The sequence below is a fragment of the Cupriavidus sp. DB3 genome (genome assembly GCF_020418465.1).
Classification (GTDB): domain Bacteria; phylum Pseudomonadota; class Gammaproteobacteria; order Burkholderiales; family Burkholderiaceae; genus Cupriavidus; species Cupriavidus cauae.
Genome location: NZ_JAIZPL010000004.1, coordinates 309,689 through 332,374 on the forward strand (window position 1 = coordinate 309,689; position 22,686 = coordinate 332,374).

Below are 22,686 nucleotides of genomic sequence, written 5' to 3' on the forward strand. Positions count from 1 at the left end.
GCGCGGGCTGTTTGCCCGCTGCGAGAGCCGTAGCCTGCCGTTCGATGCTCCGGATTCTGCGTATCTTGCGATCCTTTACCGGAACATCAGATGCGCATCGGCATGACGACGTACTTGAAGTTGTCGTCTTCCGGCACGGTGATCAGCGCGCTCGAATTCGAGTCGCCGAGGCTGACCTGGACCTGCTCGCTCTTGAGGTTGCCCAGCACGTCGAGCAGATAGGTCACGTTGAAGCCGATATCGAGCGCATCGCCCGAATAATCGAGTTCGAGCTCTTCCTGCGCCTCTTCCTGATCGGCGTTGGTCGAGCTGATTTTCAGGGTATGCGTATCGAGAATGCAGCGCACGCCCTTGAACTTGTCGGTGGTCAGGATCGCGGTGCGTTGCAGCGCCTGCTGCAGCTTGATGCGATCGATCGCGAAGGCGTTCTTGTAGCCCTTCGGAATCACGCGCTGGAAATCGGGGAACTTGCCTTCCACCAGCTTCGAGATCAGTTCGACATTGGCGAAGGTGAACTTGATCTGGTTCGCGGCCAGCTGCACCTGCACCGGGTCGTCGTTGTCCTCGAGCAGGCGTTGCAGTTCCAGGATGGTCTTGCGCGGGATGATGACTTCCTGGCGCGCGCCGGCGCCCGCCGCTTCCTGTTCGAGCTCGACCGCGCAATAGGCGAGGCGGTGGCCGTCGGTGGCGACCGCCATCAGCTTCTTGCCGTCGACCACCAGCAGCATGCCGTTCAGGTAGTAGCGGATGTCCTGCTGGGCCATGGCGAAATGCACCATCGCCAGCAGATGCTTGAAGGTCTTCTGCGGCAGCGTGACGCTGGCGTTGAATTCGGTGGCTTCGGCCACCGTCGGGAATTCCTCGGCGGCCAGCGTCTGCAGCGCGAAACGGCTCTTGCCCGATTGCACCGTCATCCGCTTGTCCGACAGCGACAGCGCGACATCGCCGTCGGGCATCGCACGCAGGATATCGAGCAGCTTGCGCGCGGCCACGGTGGTGGCCACGTCGTCGCTGCCGACGCCGCATTCGGCGTGCGTGGTGATCTGGATTTCGATATCGGTGGACAGGAAGGAGACGTTGGCGCCGGACTTGCGGATCAGCAGGTTGGCCAGGATCGGGAGGGTGTGGCGGCGCTCCACGATGCCGCTCACGATTTGCAGCGGACGCAGCAGATTGTCTCGCGAGGTTTTGACCAATTGCATTGAATATGTCCTTCGTCGTTTATAGTCAGCGTCCGCCGGGTGTCTTGGACAACTCCAAAATCACTTAGGAATCAAGGAGTTAATGTCGCATTTTACCTCGGATCGGGCGGCTCGGCAAAGCCGGACGATGTGTGGCTGGTCTGCATATTGTGCATGAAAAGCCACGATCCCCCAATATTGCCGGCGGCCCGCAAAGCCTTGTCCCGCGCGGGTTTGCGGGTCGCCACCGGGCTTTTCCGCGTCCCGCGGCAGCGCGCGGCGCGCAGACCACAGTATGCCAGCCCGCGCAGGCCGTCCCGCAAAATCCCCGGCGCCGGGTTTTCAACCCTTCAGGGTCTGTTCCAGAACGTGCAGTTCGTGATTGAGCTGGGCATCCTTGCTGCGCTCGTCGGCGATCTTGCGTACCGCGTGCAGCACGGTGGTGTGGTCGCGCCCCCCGAACAGCTCGCCGATCTCGGGCAGGCTCTTCTGCGTCAGTTCCTTGGCCAGATACATCGCGATCTGCCGCGGCCGCGCGATATTGGCAGGCCGCTTTTTGGAATACATGTCGGCGACCTTGATGTTGTAGAAGTCGGCGCAGGTCTTCTGAATGTTTTCTACCGAAATCTGCCGGTTCTGTACGGTCAGCAAGTCCTTCAGCGCTTCGCGGGTGACCTCGATCGTGATGTCCTTGCCGTGGAAGTTCGAGAACGCGAGGATCTTGCGCAGCGCGCCTTCCAGTTCGCGCACGTTCGAGCGCACATGCTTGGCGACGAAGAAGGCCACTTCCTCCGGCACCGAAACGTTTTCCGCGGCGGCCTTCTTCATCAGGATCGCGACGCGCATTTCCAGCTCGGGCGGCTCGATGGCGACGGTCAGGCCCGAGTCGAAGCGCGAGATCAGCCGATCATCGATGCCGGTGATTTCCTTCGGATAGGTATCGCTGGTGATGATGACCTGGGCACGATTGGCGATCAGCGCCTCGAACGCGTAGAAGAATTCTTCCTGCGTGCGGTTCTTGCCGGAGAAGAACTGGATGTCGTCGATCAGCAACAGGTCGAGCGAGTGGTAATAGCGCTTGAACTCGTCGAACGCCTTGCGCTGATACGCCTTGACGACATCGGAGACGTACTGCTCGGCATGGATATAGCGGATCCGGGCGCGCGGGTTCTCCATCAGCATGAAGTTGCCGATCGCGTGGATCAGGTGGGTCTTGCCCAGCCCGACGCCGCCATACAGATAGAGCGGGTTGTACGACTTGCCCGGATTGTTGGCGACCTGGATCGCCGCGGCGCGCGCCAGCTGGTTCGCCTTGCCGGTGACGAAATTGTCGAAGGTCAGGATCGGGTTGAGCCGCGAGCGCTCGTGGACCGTGTCGGCCGGCTGCTGGCCGGGCATCGGTTGCTGCGCGACGCGATACGAACGCGCCGCGGCCTCGGCCGGGTCCAGTTGCGGCACGTCGACATCGACCACGTCGGCGCCGATCGGCTGGCCGCCACCGGGGTAGGGAGCGGCCTGCGGGTTGCCCATGCCGGCGCCGATGCCGCCGTGGATGCCGCCATGGCCCGCCGGCGCGGCAACGCCGGCACCGGGCTGCTCCGGTGCGCCGTACATCAGCGCGCCCGGACCGGGCCCCTGGCCGCCGTGCGCCGGCGGCTGGCCCATCGCCTGGCCCGCGCCGTAGGCCGGCGCCAGATGGGCGGCCGGACCCACGCCGCCCGGGGCGGCCGGATCCTGGGCAGGACCGTACGGGCCGCCCGGATTGCCGGGGGCCTGATAGCCGTTCGCTGCCGCACGCCCCGACGCCGTAGGGTCGAGGACGAAGTGGACGCTCACCTGCGCTTCCCAGTACTCGCAGGCCAGCGCGGTGATGCGCCCGGAGAACTGGCTCTTGACCCAGTCGAGCTTGAAGCGGTTGGGCGCGGCAATGCGCAGCGACAGGGCGTTCTCATCGAACGCGACCGGCGCGAGCGGCTTGATCCAGGTTTTGAACTGTTGAGGCGTCAGTTCGCGCTCGAGCTGCGCGGCTGCCGCCTGCCAGAAATCTTGCATCGGTTGTTGTTGGGTAGTGCCACGGCTGCCTGGCGTCACGTCAGCAGTCTTTCGAGTCCCAATAAAAAAGGGCGCCGCTGTCTCCCGAGTGCCGGCATGACCGCTACCGCAGCCGGCTTGTCGGATCCCCCGCCCGCCAAGCCGCCTAACCGTCATGTCCTGCACACCTCGGGTTGTGCGTGCGCCACGCAGGCCGTGTTGTGTTTGGACCGGGATTGTACCCCCCGGCCCAAGTTATCCACAAAGGATAAGTCTGTGGACAACTTGTGAAAATTCGGTGGATGACTGTGCACAACCTGCAACCTTGCAGCCCCGCAGCCGGCACTTATAGAGGCCAATCGCTTGATTTAAAAGGGGATTGTCCTTCGCATCACGCAAAAAAAGCGGTGTTTAGGCCACTCTAAAATGTGCTTCGCACCACTGTGGACAAGAAATCCGCCGTCATCGGCCATGCGTGCACCCGCACAGCGGCATCCTCCCACAGCAGCCTTGACAGGCGCGCAGAAAATCCGTTAAATGGCGGGTTCTGCGATGCGGCAGGGGATCACGTATGCGCATCGCCGGGTCTGACCCGCTTCATTTCTTGAGCGGCGGCGGACCTGAGCTCGGGTCGCCCGCGCCAGCCGCGCGGTCATCCCGCCCAGCCTGCGTCGCGAGACCTGTATCGCGACACCCAAGGCCGGCGTCAGGTCAGCTTCAGGACAATCACAAGCGTCGGCAGTACCGCATCCGCGGCGGCCCCCATGCGAACCATACGCGGCAGCCAAGGCCCCTGGCCGGCCGGGCGTGCCCAGATCAACCAGAGAGTGCAACATGAAACGTACCTACCAACCTTCCGTTACCCGCCGCAAGCGTACCCATGGCTTCCGCGTGCGCATGAAGACCCGTGGCGGCCGCGCCGTGATCAACGCGCGCCGCGCCAAGGGCCGCAAGCGCCTGGCAGTCTAAGGGCCGGGTGACGGGACGGCGGCCCGCATCGATGCAGCCGGCAACCGCCGGCGCATGATGGCGGGACGCGGCGCGGTCGTGTCCCGGCCGCCGCCCTTGCCGCTGTCCCTTCTTGCCTTGCCCCCAGGACGGCCCGGCAACGCGTGCCAGCCAGTCTGACCAGCGTGCCGACCCATGCCTTCCCCAAAGCCGCGAGGCTCACAAAGACGGATGAGTTTTCATCCGTTTTTGCTTTGCGCCCGCGGCGGCGCAGCGCCCATTTCGTGCTTTACGTCCGCGCCAACGGCCAGCCGCAGGCGCGGCTCGGCATCGTGGTCGGCAAGAAGTTTGCGCCGCGCGCCGCCGAGCGTAATCTGGTGAAGCGCATGGTGCGGGAACTGTTCCGCCAGCGGCAGGACCAATTGGTCGGCCGCGACGTGTTGCTGCGATTGCAGGCCAAGTTCCCGCGCACCGAATTCCCCAGCCGCCGTGCAGTCCGGCTGGCCTGCCAGGCCGAACTGGCCGAGCTGATGGAAGTCGCCGCCCGGCCCCTGCCGTCCGCTCCGCCCGCTGCGCTCACCTCGCCTTCCGGCGCCTGATCGAGGGCACCGACATGAAGCCTATCCTGCTTGCCCTGCTGCGCTTCTACAAGATCGCGCTGAGTCCGTACCTGGGCTCGCAGTGCCGCTTCCTGCCGACCTGCTCCGATTACGCCCGCGAAGCCATCGTCGCTCATGGCGCCGCGCGCGGCAGCTGGCTGGCCGCCCGCCGGCTGTGCCGCTGCCATCCCTTCGCGCAAGGCGGGTATGATCCGGTGCCGCCTTCGCGCGACGCCGGCCGTCCGACGGTCAGCGTCCGGCTGCCCAGACCCTGAATTCCCAGATACAGCGAGACATGGATATCAAACGCACCATCCTCTGGGTCATCTTCTCGATGTCCCTCGTGCTGCTCTACGACAATTGGCAGCGCGCCAACGGCCACGCCTCGATGTTCTTCCCGAGCGCCTCGCAACCCGCCGCGACCGGCACGCCGGCGAGCGCCCCGCAGGCGCGCAGCGACGTGCCCAAGGCGGTGGGCGGCGCGTCCCCGACCGGCACCCCGGCAGCCGCGCCGCAGGCGCCTGCGCCGGCCGGCGAGAAGATCGTCATCACGACCGACGTGGTCCGTGCCGAGATCGATACCGCGGGCGGCATCCTGTCTCGTCTCGAACTGCTGCGCCACAAGGACGAGGCCGGCAATCCGGTCGTGCTGTTCCAGCGCAGCGCCGCGCATACCTATATGGCGCGCTCGGGCCTGATCAACGGCGACCTGCCGAACCACACGACGGTGTTCACCGCCGCGCCGGGTCCGCGCGACCTGGGCAACGCCGGTTCGCTCGACGTCGTGCTGACCGCCGAGAAGGACGGCGTGCGCTTCGCCAAGACCTACCGTTTCCAGAAGGGCAGCTATGTCGTCGCGACGCATTTCGACGTGACGAACAACCGCGCCCAGCCGGTCTCGCCGACGCTGTACATGGAACTGGCGCGCGACGGTACCCACGTCGAGCAGTCGCAGTTCTACAGCACCTTCACCGGTCCGGCCGTCTACACCGACGCGGACAAGTACCACAAGATCAGCTTCGAGGACATCGCCAAGGGCAAGGTCACGCTGCCCGCTCCGTCGGACAACGGCTGGGTCGCGATGGTGCAGCACTACTTCGCCTCGGCCTGGCTGCCGCAGACCGGCAAGCAGCACAGCTTCTACGTCGAGCAGATCGACCCGAACCTGTATCGCGTTGGCGTGCAGCAGCCGCTGGGCGAGATCGCGCCGGGCGCGACGGTGTCGACCGACGCACGCCTGTTCGCCGGCCCGCAGGAAGAGCACATGCTCGAGCAGATCGCGCCGGGCCTGGAGCTGGTCAAGGACTACGGCTGGCTGACCATCCTCGCCAAGCCGCTGTTCTGGCTGCTGGAGAAGCTGCACGGCATCCTGGGCAACTGGGGCTGGTCGATCATCGCGCTGACCGTGCTGATCAAGCTGGTGTTCTTCCCGCTGTCCGCGGCAAGCTACAAGTCGATGGGCAAGATGAAGGACCTGCAGCCGCGCATGACGGCGATCCGCGAGCGTTACAAGAACGACCCGCAGAAGATGAACCAGGAGATGATGGGCCTGTACCGCACCGAGAAGGTCAATCCGCTCGGCGGCTGCCTGCCGATCCTGATCCAGATCCCGGTGTTCATCGCGCTGTACTGGGTGCTGCTGTCTTCGGTCGAGATGCGCGGCGCGCCGTGGCTGGGCTGGATCAAGGACCTGTCGGTGCCCGACCCGTTCTACATCCTGCCGATCGTGATGGCCGTGTCGATGTTCGTGCAGACCAAGCTGAACCCGACGCCGCCGGACCCGATCCAGGCCAAGGTCATGATGATCATGCCGCTGGTGTTCTCGGTGATGTTCTTCTTCTTCCCGGCCGGCCTGGTGCTGTACTGGGTGGTCAACAACATCCTGTCGATCGCGCAGCAATGGCAGATCAACCGGATGCTGGGCAAGGGCAAGACTCCGGCGCCGGCCAAGGGCTGAGCCCGACCGGCACCTCGCCACACGAGAAGCCCGACGCAAAAGCGTCGGGCTTTTTCTTTGGGCGGCCGCCAGGGCGAAAGACGACCATGCGCCGCATCGGGCAAGGTCGTTTCCTACACTGTAGCCAGGTGCATTGATAGCGGGCCGGCGCGGGCTGCCGGCCCCGACCGCGACAGGGCGACATGGGCACTCTCACACTGAAACGCCGGATGCGCGCGCTCGACGCCTTTGCCGCGTTGGCCGCCGCCGATCTGCAGCGGATCGCCGACGCGCTGCGCGCCATGGACCGGCGCGACCGGCCCGACGACCTGCATGCCTTGCGCGTGGCGGTGCGCCACCTGCGTGCCGTGCGCTGGGTCTTTGCCCCCGCGCTGCCGGGCGCGCTGGCGGCGCGCTGGCGCATCGTGCTGCGGGACCTGATGCGGGCCACCGGGCCCGTACGCGACTGGGATGTGTTGATCGCCGACACGCTGCAGCCCGCGCTGTCGCGCCAACCGGGCGATCCGGTGCTGCTGGCGCTGCTGGACACCGCGCAGTCCCGGCGCGAGGCGGCGCGCGCGACGCTGCTGTCGGTGCTGCATGCGCAGCGCAGCCAGACCTTGCCGGTGCTCGACGACGACCTGGCCGCGCTGCGGCACCGGGCCGTCGACGGCATCCCGGGCAAGGCCAATGCGCCGCTGGGCCGGCTGGCGCGCCGGCGCGTGCGCAAGGCGCGGCGCAGCGTGCGGGCGTTGAAGGCGCGCTGGCGGGATCTCGGCACCGAAGCGGACTTGACGCTCGCGCCGGCCGCCGACGTCCTGCACGCGCTGCGCGTCGCCGGCAAGCGCCTGCGCTACGCGATCGAGGCGGTCGGCCCGGTGCTGCCCGGGCGCTACACCGGACGCGTTCATCGCAAGCTGGTCGCCCGTCAGGCCAGGCTCGGCGCGCAGACGGATGCCGCCAGCGCCCGCAGCCTGCTGTCTGCGCTGCTGTCCGGCCCGCGCGCGGAGGATTCGTTCGAGCCGGCCGAGATGGGGATGACACGAACCGGCTCGCCACCGATCGCCACCCAACCGATGGCCCCTCAACCGGTGGCCCGACGGAAGATCGCCCAACCGAAGATCGCCCAACCGAAGATCGCCCAACCGAAGATCGCCCAACCGAAGATCGCCCAACCGAAGGCGGCCCAACCGAAGGCGGCCCAACCGAAGCCCGCCCGCCCGAAGCCCGCCCAACCGAAACCCGCCCAATCGAAGCCCGCCCAACCAGTGACGCCGGCGCCGCGTTGATCTGCGACAATACCGCCCTATGACCGCCCAGCCCAGCATCGACACGATCGCCGCCATCGCCACCGCGCCCGGACGGGGCGGCATCGGCGTGGTCCGCGTGTCCGGACCCGAAGCCGGCACCATCGCGCGCGCGATCTGCGGACAGTCGCTGACGCCGCGCCGCGCGACCTATTTGCCCTTCCTCGACGGCAAGGGCGAGGTGATCGACCACGGCATCGCGCTGTTCTTCCCCGGCCCGCATTCGTACACCGGCGAGGACGTGCTCGAGCTGCAGGGCCACGGCGGTCCGGTGGTGATGCAGATGCTGCTGACGCGTTGCCTGCAGGCCGGCCGCGAAGTCGGCCTGCGCCTGGCCGAACCCGGCGAATTCACCCGCCGCGCCTTCCTGAACGACAAGCTCGATCTGGCCCAGGCCGAGGCCGTCGCCGACCTGATCGAGGCCAGCACCGAGGCGGCCGCGCGCTCGGCGGCGCGCTCGATGGAAGGCGCGTTTTCCGATGCGATTCGCGCGCTGGTCGAGCAGGTGATCCATCTGCGCATGCTGGTCGAGGCCACGCTGGACTTCCCGGAGGAAGAGATCGACTTCCTCGAGGCCTCCGATGCGCGCGGCCAGCTCGATACCATTCGTACCGCGCTGGGCGGCGTGCTGGCGCAGGCGCGGCAGGGTTCGCTGCTGCGGGAGGGCCTGTCGGTGGTGCTGGCGGGCCAGCCCAACGTCGGCAAGTCCTCGCTGCTCAACGCGCTGGCCGGCGCGGAGCTCGCCATCGTCACGCCGATCGCCGGCACCACGCGCGATCGCGTGCGCGAGACCATCCAGATCGAAGGGATCCCGCTGCATATCATCGATACCGCAGGCCTGCGCGAGGATGCGGTCGACGAGGTCGAACGCATCGGCATCGAGCGCACCTGGGAAGCGATCGGCCGCGCGGACGTGGTGCTGCATCTGATCGACGCCACCGACTATCTGCAGCACGGCCTGTCCGAGATCGACGACGCGATCGACGACCGCCTGTCGGGCCATCTGCCGCCCGGCGCGCCGATCCTGCGCGTCGTCAACAAGATCGACCTCGCGCCTGCGGTCGGCGCCATCACCTTCGGCGGCAACCGTCCCCACGTGGTGGTCGCCAACGGCCCCAACCCCACCGAAATCTGGATCTCGGCGCGCACCGGCGCCGGCATCGACCTGCTTCGCCACGAGCTGCTGCGCGTGATCGGCTGGCAGGCCGGCAACGAGGGCGCCTTCCTCGCGCGCGAGCGCCATCTGAACGCGCTGCGCAGCGCCCAGTCGCATCTGGACCTTGCCGCCGAACGCGCCGATCAGCAGGACAAGGCGCTGGACCTGTTCGCCGAGGAGTTGCGGCTGGCGCAGGAACACCTGAACAGCATCACCGGCGAGTTCACCAGCGACGATCTGCTGGGGACGATCTTCACGCGGTTCTGCATCGGCAAATAGCGCAGCCCCTTGGGTTGGTGGACTGACGCGTTGGTGGGCTGACGATGGGTAGGCTGACGATGGGTAGGCTGATGGTTTGGCATCAGCCCTGTGCCGAGCCCCGCTTCGTCCCCCGCGCCGCCACCATCAGAATTGCCCCCGCAATCAGATTCGCCGCCACCGCCGCCAGAATCGGCAACGTATAGCTGCGGCTGGCGTCGAACGCATAACCGGCCGCGCTCGGGCCGATCAGCGTGCCGAAGGCCACGCTGGTGTACAGCACGCCGATGATGCCGCCGACATTGCGGCCGCCGAACAGGTCCATCACCACCGCCGGCAGCACCGCGACCCAGCCGCCGTAGCAGGCGCCGAACAGGAAGGCGAACAGGGCCAGCATCCAGAAGCCGGTGGCGACGGCCCAGATCACCAGCGTGAACGCCAGCGCGATCACCGTGCACAGCAGGAAGCGCTGGCGGCCCATGCGGTCGGCCAGGCTGCCGAGGAAGAAGCGCCCGGCCGTGCTGCCGATGCCGATCACGCCCAGCAGCAGCACCGCCGAGCCCTGTGCAATGCCGAGGTCCTGCGCGTGCGGCACCAGATGGACGAAGGGCACGAACACGCCGAAAGAGGCGATCAGGCAGGCCGCATAGAGGCTGATGAACTGGCGCGTCCGTACCGCGTCGCGCACCGATAGATCACCCGACGGCGGCGCGGCGTGGGCATGGGCCGGCAACGGCTCGCCGTCCGCTGCCAGGCCACGCTCGCGCGGATCGTTCTCCAGCAGCAGCGAGGCGCCCACGCCCAGCACCGCGGCCAGCACGCCCAGCGTCAGATAGGCGCCGCGCCAGCCCATGCCGTCGATCAGCAGCGCGGCCAGCGGGGGCATCGCCAGCGTGCCGACGCCGATGCCGCTGACCGCGAGCCCCGAAGCGAGGCCGCGGCGCTTGACGAACCAGCGCTGCACCGCGCCCACCGCCGGCACATACGCCAGACCGACGCCCAGTCCCACGCCGAGCCCATAGGCCGCATAGACCTCGACGATATTGCGCGCGACGCTCGCCAGCGCCAGGCCCGCGCCGACCAGCAGCATCCCCGCGATGCAAAGGCGGCGCGCACCCCAGTGATCGGCCAGCGGCCCGCTGACGATGCCCAGCGCGAAATACAGGAAGCCCGCCAGCGAGAACACCAGCGACACCGCGCCGCGCGACGCGCCGAACTCGCGCTGCAAGGGCTCGATGAACGCGCTGAAGGTATAGGCGCTGCCGAAGCCGACGAAGGTCACCGCGAACGCGGCCGCCACCACCCACCAGCCGTAGAACACGCGCTGCTTGAACACCAGTGTCGTCATGTCAGTTCACCGGATGTTGGCGATGCCAGCCGGTGGCGCCCTGGAAGGCGGCGCCCGCGCGCACCAGCATCGCTTCGCCCAGATGCGGGGCGACGAGTTGAAAGCCGATCGGCAGCCCTTGCCGCGACAAACCGCCTGGCAGCGTCAGGGTCGGATGGCCGGTCAGGTTGAAGGGACAAGTGTACCGTTGCAGCCCGGCGATCAGCGCCGGCTGTTCGCCAAGCGTGCGTACCGCGGCCAGCGACAGCGGCGCATACGGATGCACCGGCGTCAGCAGCAGGTCGACGGTTCGCAGCAGCGCGACCATGCGGCCGCGCAATTGCGCACGGCGCAGCAGGATCCGTTGATAGTCGATGCCGGACAGCGCGCGTCCGGCTTCGATGACCGAGGCCAGCACCGCCCCGTATTCATCCCGGCGCGCGGGGTAGGTGGCGGCATGCGCGACGGCCGCCTCGACCGCGCAGTTGGCGGCCCAGTCGTCGGTCAGTCCGCTGCCGGCGCGCACCGCGTCGGGAACGCGGACATCGACCAGGGACGCGCCGAGCGCTTGCAATACCTCGGCGGCCGCGCCGACGACGGCCCCGACTTCGGCATCGACCCCGTCGCCGTTCCAGTCCGCATCGATGCCGATGCGGACGCCGCGCAGGTCCGTCGCGATCCCGCCGAGGCAGTCGGGCACCGGGTCGTGCAGCGCGGTCGGGTCCTCCGGATCCACGCCGGCGATGGCCTGCAGCAGCAGACCGGCATCCGCCGCGCTGCGCGCCATGGTGCCGACATGATCCAGCGACGGCGCCAGTGCGAACACGCCATGCCGGCTGACCCGGCCCCAGGTCGGCTTCAGCCCCGTCACGCCATTGGCGGCAGATGGCCAGCGGATCGAGCCGCCGGTGTCCGACGCGATGGCGCCATGGCAAAGGCCGGCCGCCGTGGCCACGCCGGCGCCGCTGGACGAGATGCCGGGCCAGTAGTCGGCGTGCCAGGGGTTCACCGGCGCGGTCACCGAGGGGTGATGGTCCGAATACGCGCCTTCGGTCAGTTGCAGCTTCCCCAGCAGCACCGCGCCCGCGTCCCTGAGCCGGCGGACCACGGTGGCATCCCGGTCGGGGCGGAAGTCGCGATGGATCGCCATGCCGGCGGCGGTCGGCACGCCCTCGGTCCAGCACAGGTCCTTGATACCGATCGGCACGCCATGCAGCGGGCCGCGATACCGGCCCGCGGCAATCTCGGCCTCGGCGGCTTCCGCCTGCGCCATCGCCGCGTCGGCCATCACCAGTGCGTAGCTGTGCAGCGCGCCGTCGAGCGCAGCGATCCGATCGAGCTGGACGCGGACCACGGTGGTCGGCGAGACCTCGCGCCGCCGGATTTGTGGGGCAAGTTCGGCGATGGAAAGCAGATGCCAGGCGGTCGCCATGTTTTTATCGGACGCCATCGAAGGTTAAGTAAAATTGAACCGGCCCTGCGCCAGACCGTACCCGATGCTGCGCTGACGTGGCCAGATAACGACCCAAACTTAACTTTTCTGCTGCACGCCCGCAAACCAGAATTCGTACGCTTTTTGCCTTAGAAAATCTAATGTCAAACCACAAGCTGCCGCCGCTCAATGCCTTGCGGGCCTTCGAGGCCGCGGCCCGGCATCTGTCGGTCAAGCACGCCGCCGAGGAGCTGTGCGTGACGGCCGGCGCGGTCAGCCAGATGGTCAAGGCATTGGAGTCGCACCTGGGCGTCAAGCTGTTCCAGCGCGTGAACCGCGGCATCTACCTGACCGAAGCGGGGCGGGCCTATCTGCCGCCGGTGCGCAACGCCTTCCGGCAGATCAAGGAGGCGACGGGCCGCATCGCGGCGCCCGCCGACACCGGCCTGCTGAACGTCAGCGTCACGCCTTTTTTTGCGGCCGCGTGGCTGGTGCCGCGCCTGCAGTCGTTCCAGCAGGCGCATCCGGACATCGACCTGCACGTGATCACCACCACCGCGCTGGCCGACTTCACCCGCGACGGCGTGCACGTCGCGGTCCGGCACGGTCTGGGCCAATATCCCGGCCTGCACAGCGAGCGGATCCTCGCCGTGGAGATCGTGCCGGTGGCCGCGCCGGCGCTGGTGCGCAAGCTCGGCATGCCGGCCACGCCCGCCGATCTGCTGCGTTGGCCGCAGGTCCACGACACCGAGCGCAAGGGCTGGCATCTGTGGTTCCAGGCGCAGGGCATCGACGAGATCGAGCGCCCGCGCGGACCGTCGTTCGACGATTCGAGCCTGCTGTGGAAGGCGGTGATGGCCGGGCAGGGCGCCGGCCTGCTGCCGGCCGCGATGGTGTCGCGCGAACTGGCCGACGGCTCGCTGGTCCGGCTCGCCGACGTCACGCTGCTCGATGCCTTTGCGTATTACCTGGTCTACCCCGAGGAAAGCCACGCACGCGCGAAGATTGCCGCGTTTCGCGAATGGATTCTGGGCGAGGCGGGCCGCGCCGGCTCTTCGTAACCGACGCATCCTCTCCTCGATATCGGTGCGCATGGCGATCGCAAGATGGCGCCCTGCGCTGGCGGTCACATCGCGTCAGGAGCCCGCATGGAAGCCTTCCACAACGTCAATCTCTCCTCGCTGCTGGATACGCTGGTCAGCCTGACGGCCGCATTCGTCTTCGGCGGCGCGATCGGCTTCGAGCGGCAGTACCGGCAGCGCACCGCGGGGCTGCGGACCAATGTGCTGGTCGCGGTCGGCGCCGCGGTGTTTGTCGACGTCGCCAACCGGCTGCACGGGCACGATGGCGCGGTGCATGTGATGGCTTATGTCGTGTCCGGCGTCGGCTTTCTCGGCGCGGGCGTGATCATGCGGGAGGAGGGCAATGTGCGCGGGCTCAATACCGCGGCGACGCTGTGGGGCTCGGCCGGCGTCGGTGCGGCGGCCGGCGCCGATCTGATTCTCGAGGCGATGCTGGCGACGGTGTTCGTGCTGGCGGCCAACACGCTGCTGCGGCCCATCGTCGATGCGATCAATCGCAAGCCGCTCGACGTGGAATCGGTCGAGGTCACCGGCACGGTCCACGTGATCGCCGAGCGCGGCCAGCAGAAGGCGGTGATGGCGCAGCTGGAGGAGGCGCTGGAGCGCGGCGGTTACCCGGTACACGATCTCGACATCCAGCCGTTCGGGCACGACGAGGTCGAGATCGAGGCGACGCTGGTGGCGAGCTCCTTCGATGGCGATGCGCTGGACCGTCTGGTGCAGCGGCTGGCGGCGCTGCCGGCGGTGCGGCAGGCGTTCTGGAGCCCAAGTACGACCTGATTGCGAGGGTGGTTTTCCGCCAAATTTCCGGGCCACGTTTTTTGTAGGACTAGACCCACATTGCTTTCGGCGCACGCTTGATAAGGAGCAGCCGGACCCCTGTGTATCGTTCAGTTACGGTTGATATTGATTTGTCACGCCGTACCGAACAACTCAGAGGTAAGCAATCATGGCCCCGGCCCTTGTCGGCATGCCTGTCGAGCATGCCCGGGCATTTGCCCGGATTCTGTCCGTCACCCGCGCCGCCTGGCACTTGAACGAGGACGCGGAAAGCAGCAAGACCACGAACACCGCGAACACCGCCAACAGCAGGAAGGCCGCAAAGGCCACCAACGCCGCGCAGTCCGACACGCCTCCGCGGCGCCGCCGCACCGCCCACCTTGCCGAACTCGCGGCACGCGCCTTCGAGGCGCAGGTGATGGCGCTGCGCTGCCGCCAGGCCTTCGTAGGTTGACGCCAATCCGGTTGGCGACGCGGACCAGCCCTTGACGCCAGTCCGCAGCGAGTTCCGCAGTACCTTGTAGTGCTTGTTCCGTTTTGCGCGCGACGTTTATGCGCGTTTGTGTGTCTCCTTGGTTCTTGGCCAGCCTGTCGGCTGGCTTTTTTTTGACCGGCTCGTTACGCCGGCCACGGCACCACGGCACCACGGCACCACGGAATCACGGAATCACGGAATCACGGAATCACGGAATCACGGAATCACGGAATCACGGAATCACGGAGTCACGGAGTCACGGAGTCACGGAGTCACGGAGTCACGGAATCGTCGCGACGCCGTTCACAAGCTCCGCGCTTACCGTTGCACGGCCGCCGTCGAGCAGATGACAGGCGGCGAGATGGGCCAGTCCCGCATCGCGGCCACCCACCGCACCCACCGCGCCCATCGCCCGCATCGCCGGCGCCTGCTGCGTGCATACCGGCATCGCATGCGGGCAGCGCGGATGGAAGCGGCAACCGGAGGGCGGAGCCAGCGCCGAGCCGATCTCGCCGACGATCAGACCCTCGGTCGGCTGATGATCCGGATCGGGACGCGGCGCGGAACCGAGCAGCGCCTGCGTGTACGGATGGCGCGGCGCGCCGAACACCGCCTCGCTGGGGCCGCTCTCGGCCATCGCGCCGAGATACATCACGCCGACCGCGCTGCTGAAGTGCTCGACCAGCGCGAGATCGTGGGCGATCACCACATAGGCCAGGCCAAAGCTGCGCTGGATATCGGCCAGCAGGTTGACGATCTGGGCGCGGATCGACACGTCCAGCGCGGAGGTCGGTTCATCGAGCACGATCAGCCTGGGCTGCAGCGCCAGCGCGCGCGCCACCGCGATGCGCTGGCGCTGGCCGCCGCTGAACTCGTGGGGATAGAGTTCGAGCGCGCCGGGCGGCAGGCCGACGATCTCCAGCAGTTCGAGCAGCCGGCGCTGCAGCGCCGCGCGATCGCCGCCGAGGCCATGCGCCAGCAGTGGCTCGGCCAGCAGCATCCGCACCTTCAGGCGGGGATTGAGCGACGACGACGGATCCTGGAACACCGCCTGCACCTGCCGCCGATAGCCTTGCACCGCCTTGCGGTTTAGCGTCAGCACGTCCCGGCCATCGAAGCGGATCGCGCCGCCGGTGGGCTTTTCCAGTAGGAGCAGCAGCTTCGCGATGGTGGTCTTGCCACAGCCCGACTCGCCGACGAGCGCGAAGGTCTGGCCGGCGTCGACGGCAAAGCTGACCCCATCGACGGCGCGCACGGCGCCGCCGCCGCGCACGGGGAAGTGTTTCTTCAGGTCCTGCACTTCGAGCAACATGGGCACTCCTGCGCTGGCTGCGATGTTCCGGGAGCAAGGTCCGGTCCGGACATTCGGCGTTCGGCGTTCTGCGTTCTGCGTTCTGCGTTCGGCGTTCTGCGTTCGGACGTTCGGCGTTCGACCTTCGACGGTCACCCTTAAGTGCCGCTCGCCAGCCAGCACGCGACGCGATGGCCCGATTCGAGCTCGACCTCGGGCGGATACGCGTCGTCGCACAGCGGCTTGCGATGCGGACAGCGCGCGGCAAAGCGGCAGCCGGCCGGCGGATCGATCAGGCTCGGCGGGCTGCCCTGGATGGCGAACAGCCGCTCCTTCTTCTGGCCGAAATGCGGAATCGAGTTCAGCAGCGCCTGCGTGTACGGATGCGCGGGCCGCTTGTACAGCGTGCGCACATCGGCGGTCTCGACGATGCGGCCCGCGTACATCACCGCGACACGGTGGCAGATGCTGGCGGCCACGCCGAGGTCGTGCGTGATCAGGATGATGCCGACGCCGGTCTGCGCCTGGATCTTGCGAAACAGCGCCATCATCTGGACCTGGATGGTCACGTCGAGCGCCGAGGTCGGCTCGTCGGCCACCAGCAGCCGCGGCGCACTGGCGATCGCCATGCCGGTCACCACACGCTGCCGCATGCCGCCGCTGAACTGGTGCGGATAGTCGTTCAGCCGCGCGTCGGGGGACGGGATGCGCACGCTGTCGAGCACCTCGACCACGCGCCGCCGCGCCGCCTCGCCGCGGGCGATGCCGTGGTGGCGCAGCGGCGCGCCGACCTGGTCGCCGATGGTGAAGACCGGATTGAGCGAGGTCAGCGGGTCCTGCGAGATCATCGCGATCTTGCGGCCGCGATAGACCTCGCTCATGGTCTTCTCGGAGACCTGCAGCAGGTCCTGGCCGTCCAGCACGATGCTGCCGCCGATGCGTGCGCCGGTCTGCCGCGGCAGCAGCCGCAGGATCGACAGGATCGTCATCGACTTGCCGGAGCCCGACTCGCCGACCACGCCAAGCGTCTCGCCTTCGTGCACATGCAGGTCGACGCCGTCGACGGCGCGTACCACCCCGCGGCGCAGCGTCAGGTGCGTGGTCAGATTGCGCACGTCAAGCATCGGCGCGCCCCTTACGGCGTCCGTCGAAGCACGCGCGGTGGCGATGTCGGCATGGCTCATAGCTGCCTCCTCTTGGGATCGAAGCGGTCGCGCAGCCAGTCGCCCAGCAGGTTCGAGGCAAGGCAGGTCGCCATGATGGCGAGCCCCGGCATCGTGATCGCCCACCAGGCGTTGGTGATGTAGTTGCGCGCGTCGGCCAGCATCAGGCCCCACGACACGTCGGGCTGCTGGATGCCGAGGCCGAGAAAGCTCAGCGAGGCCTCGAAGATGATCACCTGCCCGACCTGCAGCGTGGCGAGCACCAGCAGCGTGTTCAGCAGGTTCGGCAGCAGGTGGCGGCGGAAGATGGTCGGCGTGCCGCAGCCGGCCACCCGCGCCAGCGCGACGTAATCGCGCTGCTTCAGCGACATCACCTCGCCGCGCACGATGCGCGCATACCAGGTCCAGTAGGTGATCACGATCACCAGCACCACGGTCTCGAAGCCCGGGCCGAGCACCGCGGCCAGCACCAGCGCGAGCGCCAGCGAGGGAATCGACATCTGGATATCGACCAGCCGCATGATCAGCGCATCGAGCCGGCCGCCGAAGTATCCGGCCAGCATGCCGGCCGCCGTGCCGATGCCGCCCGAGATCAGGATCGCGTACAGCGCCACCACCAGCGAGATCCGGGTGCCCGCCATGATGCGCGTCAGCAGGTCGCGGCCCATGTTGTCGGTGCCCAGCGGATAGGCCCAGTTGCCCCCATCGAGCCAGGCGGGCGGCAGGAAGGCGATGCCCAGGTCCAGCGCATTGGGATCGTGCGGCAGCAGCAGTTCGCCGCCGAGTGCGCAGACGACCAGTACGGGGAAGACCAGCAGCGCGAACCAGGGCAGCGTGCCCCAGGCGATCGCGCCGCGCCGGCGCAGGGGCGCGCCGGCGATGGCGCTGTCGGCCGCCGAAGCCGTTTTCGCAGCAGTCAGATCAGCCATGGCGAATCCTCGGGTCGATCAGGCTGTAGCTCAGGTCGACCAGCAGGTTGGACAGCACGAACAGCACGGAAGTCAGCATCACGCCGGCCTGCACCACCGGAAAATCGCGGGCGAACACGGCCTCGACCACGGTGCGGCCGACGCCGGGCCAGGCGAAGATGACCTCGACCACGAAGGCGCCGCCGAGCATCGCGGCGAAGTAGACGCCGAGGATGGTGACCAGCGGAATGGCCGCATTGCGCAGCGCGTACTTCCACACCAGCACGCGTTCTGGCAGGCCCATCGCGCGCCCCATGCGGATGTAGTCGCTGTCGAGCACATCGAGCATTGCCGAGCGCACGATGCGGGTTTGTGCCGCGACCGGGTACCAGCCCAGCGCGATCGCCGGCAGCACCAGGCTCGACCAGGACTCGCGCCCGAAGGCAGGCAGCCAGTTCAGCTGCACCGCGAAGAACAGGATCAGCAGCAGCCCCACCCAGAAGTTCGGCATGGCCTGCCCGACCATCGCGAAGACCTTGGCGAAGCGATCGAACCAGCTGCCGCGATGAACGGCGGACAGCACGCCGAACGGTACCGCCATCGCAATCGAGAAGGCGAGGGCCGCCAGCGCGAGTTCGACGGTCGCCGGCAGGCGGTCGAGGATCAGGCCGAGCGCCGGCTCCTGCCAGCGGTAGGAGTTGCCGAAGTCGCCGGTCAGCGCATGGCCGAGGAACTTCAGGTATTGCGCGACCAGCGGCTGATCGAGGCCGAGATGCTGGCGCGTCTGCTCGATGACGTCGGGCGGCGCGTCCGCGGGCAGCAGCAACGCCAGCGGATCGCCCGACAGCCGCGAGATCAGGAAGATGATGACGCTGGCGCCCAGGATGCTGACCAGGCCGTGCAGCAGCCGTTTTGCGATGGACATGCGAGCCTCCGTAAGAGACCGGGGTGGGGACCGACGAACCGAATTGCCGTCATTCGCGCATCGGCCCGAATGACGGCTCGCGTCGACGCATCACTGCGCCTGCTTCAGGCTCACCTCCTGGAACGCTCGCCAGTAATCCCGGATCGGCCACGGCACGTAATGCACCTTGTCCTCGCGCCAGGCGAAGGTCACCAGCGGCCGATAGGTCGGCAGGCCGCCGAGCACGCGCTCGTGCTTGAGCCGCGCGATCTGCTTGAGCAGCTCGGTACGTGCCGCGGGATCCATGGTCTGGCGCTGCTTCTCGATCAGCGCATCGACCTCGGCATCGTTGGTGTACGAGTACGTGCCCCAGCCGCCGGGCTGATAGCTGTGCAGATGGCCGGACCAGGCCAGCCCCGGATCGCCGGGCAGGCCCTGCGACCACATCCAGCTCAGCACGCCATCCATCTCCGGCGGACCGCTGCGGCCGCGCTTGCCCAGGCTGATCCACGCGCCATACTCGAGATTGCGGACCTGGCAGCGGATGCCCACCGAGCTCAGATACGCGTACATCGCCTCGCCGACCTCCTTGACGCCCGGTTCGCGCGGCGTGGTCAGGTTGTAGCACGGCGTGTCGAAGCCGTTCGGATAGCCGGCCTGCTTCAGCAGTTCGCGCGCGCGCTTCGGATCGTAGGCATACGGCTTGAGCGCCGGATCGTAGCCGTTCGAGCCCTTGCCGACCTGCGCATAGCGCTCGCCCTGACCGAACAGCACGCGCTTGATGATCGCGTCGACGTCGATCGCATGCGCCGCGGCCTGCCGCACGCGCACGTCGTTGAACGGCGACTTCGGCATCTGCGTGTTGAAGTTCAGGAACAGGTTGTTGCCGCTGACCAGCGTTGCCGTCTTGACGCCCGGCATCTTCCTGAACTCCTCGATCATCGACGGCGGTACGTTGTCGATCCAGTCGACCTTGCCGGTCTTGAACGCCGCCACGCGGGTCAGGTCCTCGGGAATGACCTTGATCGTCAGCGTCTTCACGCCGGGGCGCTTGTTCTTGTTCCAGTAGTCGTCGAAGGCCTCGAGCTTCAATTCGTCCTTGACGGTGCGCGAGACGAACTTCCACGGGCCGGTGCCGACCGGCTTCCTGGCGAACTCCTCTTCACCGACCTTCTGGATGTACTTCTTCGGCATCGCCCACAGCTGCAGATTGCCGACCAGGAACTGCGCGTCGGGCTCCTTGAAATGCAGCTTGAAGCGATGCGCGTCGACGATCTCGAAGCGCTCGACCGACGACACGTAGTGCGAGAAGAAGCTGCCCTTCGGATCGCGCTGCCGTTGCCAGGAAAACTCCATGTCCTCGGCCGTCAGCGGATCGCCGTTGTGGAACTTGACGCCCTTGCGCAGCCGCACGTCGAGCACCGGCTTGCCGTCCTTGCCGGTCTCGAGCTTCCAGCTTTCGGCCAGCCAGTTCTCGTCCTGCAGCGAGGCGTTGCGGCGCACCAGCATCTCGAAGATCTGGCCGACGAAATAATGATCCACGCCCGCGGAAATGCGCACGGGATCGAGCGTGGTCGACTCCGCGCCGAAGGCCACCGTCAGGCTGCCGGTCGCCGGGGCCGCCTGGGCGGTGCCCCCCAGGGCCGTCAACGCGCCGAGCGCCAGGGCGCCGATCGTGATCGTCAGCTTCGAGCGAGCCGATGCCGGGTGCTGTTGCATATTGCGCCTCCTGTTGCGCCGAGCGGGACGGCGCGTTTCTTGTTGAAGAACGGGACCGTGCGATAGCCGGTTGCGATTCCGCTGCCTTGCCGGTGCCATGCCGATGCGATTGCGGTGCGATTGCGGTGCTACGGCGATGCCATGTCGGTGCTATTTCGGGAAGGTCGACTCCAGCTGCCGCACCACTTCCAGCAGGCGCGGCCGCACTTCGTTGAGCAGGAATTCGGGCGACAGGCTGTACGACGGGCCGCCGACGTTCAGCGCCATCCTCGCCATGCCGTTGCCCGGGTCGAAGCCGCGGCCGATGCCGTTGACGTCCTTCTGCCAGTCGCCGAACGAGCAGGCCACGCCCAGCGTGCCGTGGTCCTGCAGCCCCTGTTCGATGCCCTGGCGGATGCGCGGCCATGCCACGTCGTCGAGCTCGCGTATCTGTTCGAGCAGCGCCTCACGTTCTGCATCGGGTGCCACCGCGAGCCACGCTCGTCCGATCGCCGAGGTCGAGACCGGAATGCGCGAGCCGATATCGAGCGTCAGCGAGATCGCCGCCGAGCTGCGGCAGTGCTCGACATAGATCATCGACAACCGGTCGCGCGCGCCCAGCGACACGGTGCCGCCGGAGAAGTCGGCCAGTTCCTGCATCAACGGCCGCGCCACCTTGCGGATGTCGAGCCGCGACAGCATCGCGCTGCCCAGCCCCAGGCAGGCGGTGCCGAGCGCGTACTTGTGGGTGCCTTCGTAATGGGTCAGATAGCCGAGTCGGATCAGCGTCGCGGTCAGGCGCGACACCGTCGATTTCGGCAGGCGGCAGCGCTGCGCGATCTCCTGATTGCCGAGGGCACGGTCGCTGGAGCGGAAGCACGCCAGCACTTCGAGCCCGCGCGCGAGCGCCGTGACGAAATGCCGGTCTTCCTTCGATTCGGCCCGGCTGGTGATCGGGGACGAGGTCGAGGAGGAGGACGACGTCGAGGTCGAGGTCTCGCGCATGGGCAATGGACTCCTGTTGGACTGCTCGCCGGGTCGCCCGCCGGCTCCTGGCGTCGCTGCGTTCGGCGCTGCCGGTGCCGCGCTCATCCGACGCGGATGCCGGTCTGCTGCACCAGCGCCTGCCACACCTTCTGGTCGCGCTTGAGCAGCGCCGCGAACTCGTCGGCGCTGGTGCCGCGCGGCAGCATGCCGGCCTCGGTCAGCATCCGCGAGCCGTCGGGCGAACGCACGATGCGCGCGATTTCCGCCGACAGCCGGTCGATCACGGGCCGCGCGCAGCCATGCGGCGCCAGCATGCCGATCCAGCCGATCGCCTCGAAGCCCTGGTACCCCGATTCCGCGAAGGTCGGCACATCGGGCATCGATGGCACGCGAGTGGTGCCGAGCGTCGCCAGCACCTTGATGCGGCCCGCCTCGCCATAGGTGCGCGCCACCACCGTGGAGACGAAGCCGGCCGGCAGTTGCTTGGCCAGCAGATCGGCGATCGCCGGCGCATCGCCCTTGTAGGCGGCGTGCACGATCTCGACCTGCGCGCGCCGCTTGAACAGCTCGCCGTACAGATGCCCGGTCGAGCCGACGCCCAGGCTGCCGTAGGCCGAGCCCGGATGCGCCTTGGCCCAGGCCGCGTAGTCGCGCAGCGACTTGACGGGCAGATCGGCATTGGCCACGAACACCTGCGCGGCGTCGGCGACCAGCGACAGCGGATCGAAGTCCGTCATCGGGTCGTAGAGCGGCTTGGGCTGGATCAGCGGGCTCTGGATCAGCGCGGTATTGGTAAACAGCAGCGTGCGGCCGTCGGCGGGCGACTTGGCCACCTGCGCGGCGCCGATCATGCCTGCCGCGCCGGGGCGGTTCTCGACGATCACGGTCTGCTTCAGCGCCGCGCCAAGCCGGTCGGCGATGAAGCGCGTGATCGCATCGGTCGAGCCGCCGGGCGGGTAGGGCAGCACGATGCGGATCGGGCCGTCGATGGTGGCGCTGGCGGCGGTGGCAGCAGCAGTCGTAGTGAGCGCCTGCGCACCGGCCAGGCGGGGCAAGGCCAGGCTGCCGGCGAGCGCGGCCGACGTCTGCAGCAGCTTGCGGCGGGACGGGTTCATGTTTGTCTCCTGTTGTCGTGGGGCGCTCGTGCGGCGCCCTTTCGATCGCTATGCGCGCAAGGCCTGCGCGGCGTCGCGCCCGTGGTCTTCCTGCGCTTGGTGCGGGCC

20 protein-coding genes are annotated in these 22,686 nt (G+C 67.7%); 9 read left to right on the forward strand and 11 right to left on the reverse strand.

Going from position 1 to position 22,686, the window contains the following annotated elements; translation table 11 throughout:
* Positions 1 to 86: 86 nt before the first annotated feature.
* Positions 87 to 1,202 carry a DNA polymerase III subunit beta gene (dnaN, locus tag K7G19_RS14870; RefSeq protein ID WP_023264426.1) on the reverse strand — a complete coding sequence of 372 codons (1,116 nt, stop codon included), beginning with the start codon at positions 1,200 to 1,202 and terminating at the stop codon, positions 87 to 89.
* Positions 1,203 to 1,523: 321 nt separating this feature from the next.
* A complete protein-coding gene (gene dnaA / locus K7G19_RS14875) occupies positions 1,524 to 3,233 on the reverse strand; it encodes a chromosomal replication initiator protein DnaA (RefSeq protein WP_226107904.1) in 1,710 nt (569 codons plus the stop codon).
* 813 nt (positions 3,234 to 4,046) lie between these two features.
* Between dnaA and rpmH the strand changes: the two genes are divergently transcribed.
* The 6 genes from rpmH (at position 4,047) to mnmE (ending at position 9,437) form a co-directional block, all read left to right on the forward strand.
* Positions 4,047 to 4,181: a 50S ribosomal protein L34 gene (rpmH, locus tag K7G19_RS14880; RefSeq protein ID WP_006578231.1), complete on the forward strand. Its 135-nt coding sequence runs from the start codon at positions 4,047 to 4,049 to the stop codon at positions 4,179 to 4,181.
* A 164-nt stretch (positions 4,182 to 4,345) separates the two neighbouring features.
* Positions 4,346 to 4,759 carry a ribonuclease P protein component gene (gene rnpA / locus K7G19_RS14885; RefSeq protein WP_149317610.1) on the forward strand — a complete coding sequence of 138 codons (414 nt, stop codon included), beginning with the start codon at positions 4,346 to 4,348 and terminating at the stop codon, positions 4,757 to 4,759.
* 14 nt (positions 4,760 to 4,773) lie between these two features.
* The gene (gene yidD, locus K7G19_RS14890) at positions 4,774 to 5,034 is read left to right on the forward strand and encodes a membrane protein insertion efficiency factor YidD (protein WP_149317364.1); all 261 of its coding nucleotides are present in this window, start codon (positions 4,774 to 4,776) and stop codon (positions 5,032 to 5,034) included.
* A gap of 20 nt (positions 5,035 to 5,054) precedes the next feature.
* Complete coding sequence (gene yidC / locus K7G19_RS14895) at positions 5,055 to 6,716, forward strand: membrane protein insertase YidC (RefSeq protein ID WP_149317363.1); 1,662 nt, start codon at positions 5,055 to 5,057, stop codon at positions 6,714 to 6,716.
* 182 nt (positions 6,717 to 6,898) lie between these two features.
* Positions 6,899 to 7,984, forward strand: coding sequence for a CHAD domain-containing protein (locus tag K7G19_RS14900; protein WP_226107906.1), 1,086 nt, complete (start codon positions 6,899 to 6,901; stop codon positions 7,982 to 7,984).
* Positions 7,985 to 8,003: 19 nt separating this feature from the next.
* Positions 8,004 to 9,437 carry a tRNA uridine-5-carboxymethylaminomethyl(34) synthesis GTPase MnmE gene (gene mnmE / locus K7G19_RS14905; protein WP_149317362.1) on the forward strand — a complete coding sequence of 478 codons (1,434 nt, stop codon included), beginning with the start codon at positions 8,004 to 8,006 and terminating at the stop codon, positions 9,435 to 9,437.
* Between the two features lie 82 nt (positions 9,438 to 9,519).
* Here the strand turns inward: mnmE and K7G19_RS14910 are convergent, their stop codons facing one another.
* Positions 9,520 to 10,764 (reverse strand): MFS transporter, encoded by a 1,245-nt coding sequence (locus K7G19_RS14910; protein WP_226107908.1) that lies wholly within the window; start codon positions 10,762 to 10,764, stop codon positions 9,520 to 9,522.
* 1 nt (position 10,765) lies between these two features.
* On the reverse strand, positions 10,766 to 12,175 hold the full coding sequence (locus K7G19_RS14915) for an amidase (protein WP_150083228.1): 1,410 nt from the start codon (positions 12,173 to 12,175) through the stop codon (positions 10,766 to 10,768).
* Positions 12,176 to 12,336: 161 nt separating this feature from the next.
* On the opposite strand from K7G19_RS14915, the gene gcvA reads away from it, so the two are divergent.
* The 3 genes from gcvA to K7G19_RS14930 all read left to right on the forward strand — a co-directional run bounded on the left by gcvA (position 12,337) and on the right by K7G19_RS14930 (position 14,491).
* The gene (gcvA, locus tag K7G19_RS14920; RefSeq protein ID WP_150083229.1) at positions 12,337 to 13,236 is read left to right on the forward strand and encodes a transcriptional regulator GcvA; all 900 of its coding nucleotides are present in this window, start codon (positions 12,337 to 12,339) and stop codon (positions 13,234 to 13,236) included.
* Positions 13,237 to 13,323: 87 nt separating this feature from the next.
* The gene (locus K7G19_RS14925) at positions 13,324 to 14,037 is read left to right on the forward strand and encodes an MgtC/SapB family protein (RefSeq protein ID WP_226107910.1); all 714 of its coding nucleotides are present in this window, start codon (positions 13,324 to 13,326) and stop codon (positions 14,035 to 14,037) included.
* Between the two features lie 169 nt (positions 14,038 to 14,206).
* On the forward strand, positions 14,207 to 14,491 hold the full coding sequence (locus tag K7G19_RS14930) for a hypothetical protein (protein WP_226107912.1): 285 nt from the start codon (positions 14,207 to 14,209) through the stop codon (positions 14,489 to 14,491).
* Positions 14,492 to 14,792: 301 nt separating this feature from the next.
* On the opposite strand, the gene K7G19_RS14935 is transcribed toward K7G19_RS14930, so the two are convergent.
* The 7 genes from K7G19_RS14935 to K7G19_RS14965 form a co-directional block, all read right to left on the reverse strand.
* Complete coding sequence (locus K7G19_RS14935; RefSeq protein WP_226107914.1) at positions 14,793 to 15,824, reverse strand: ABC transporter ATP-binding protein; 1,032 nt, start codon at positions 15,822 to 15,824, stop codon at positions 14,793 to 14,795.
* A 137-nt stretch (positions 15,825 to 15,961) separates the two neighbouring features.
* A complete protein-coding gene (locus K7G19_RS14940) occupies positions 15,962 to 16,987 on the reverse strand; it encodes an ABC transporter ATP-binding protein (protein WP_226107916.1) in 1,026 nt (341 codons plus the stop codon).
* Positions 16,984 to 17,895: an ABC transporter permease gene (locus K7G19_RS14945; RefSeq protein WP_223819588.1), complete on the reverse strand. Its 912-nt coding sequence runs from the start codon at positions 17,893 to 17,895 to the stop codon at positions 16,984 to 16,986. The genes K7G19_RS14940 and K7G19_RS14945 overlap by 4 nt, the downstream gene beginning before the upstream one ends.
* Complete coding sequence (locus tag K7G19_RS14950; protein ID WP_226107918.1) at positions 17,888 to 18,799, reverse strand: ABC transporter permease; 912 nt, start codon at positions 18,797 to 18,799, stop codon at positions 17,888 to 17,890. The genes K7G19_RS14945 and K7G19_RS14950 overlap by 8 nt, the downstream gene beginning before the upstream one ends.
* Positions 18,800 to 18,889: 90 nt before the next feature.
* Positions 18,890 to 20,497: an ABC transporter substrate-binding protein gene (locus K7G19_RS14955; RefSeq protein WP_226107920.1), complete on the reverse strand. Its 1,608-nt coding sequence runs from the start codon at positions 20,495 to 20,497 to the stop codon at positions 18,890 to 18,892.
* Between the two features lie 150 nt (positions 20,498 to 20,647).
* Positions 20,648 to 21,481, reverse strand: a complete 834-nt coding sequence (locus K7G19_RS14960; RefSeq protein WP_226107922.1) for an IclR family transcriptional regulator — start codon at positions 21,479 to 21,481, stop codon at positions 20,648 to 20,650.
* 83 nt (positions 21,482 to 21,564) lie between these two features.
* A complete protein-coding gene (locus K7G19_RS14965) occupies positions 21,565 to 22,578 on the reverse strand; it encodes a tripartite tricarboxylate transporter substrate binding protein (RefSeq protein WP_226107924.1) in 1,014 nt (337 codons plus the stop codon).
* Positions 22,579 to 22,686: the final 108 nt, after the last annotated feature.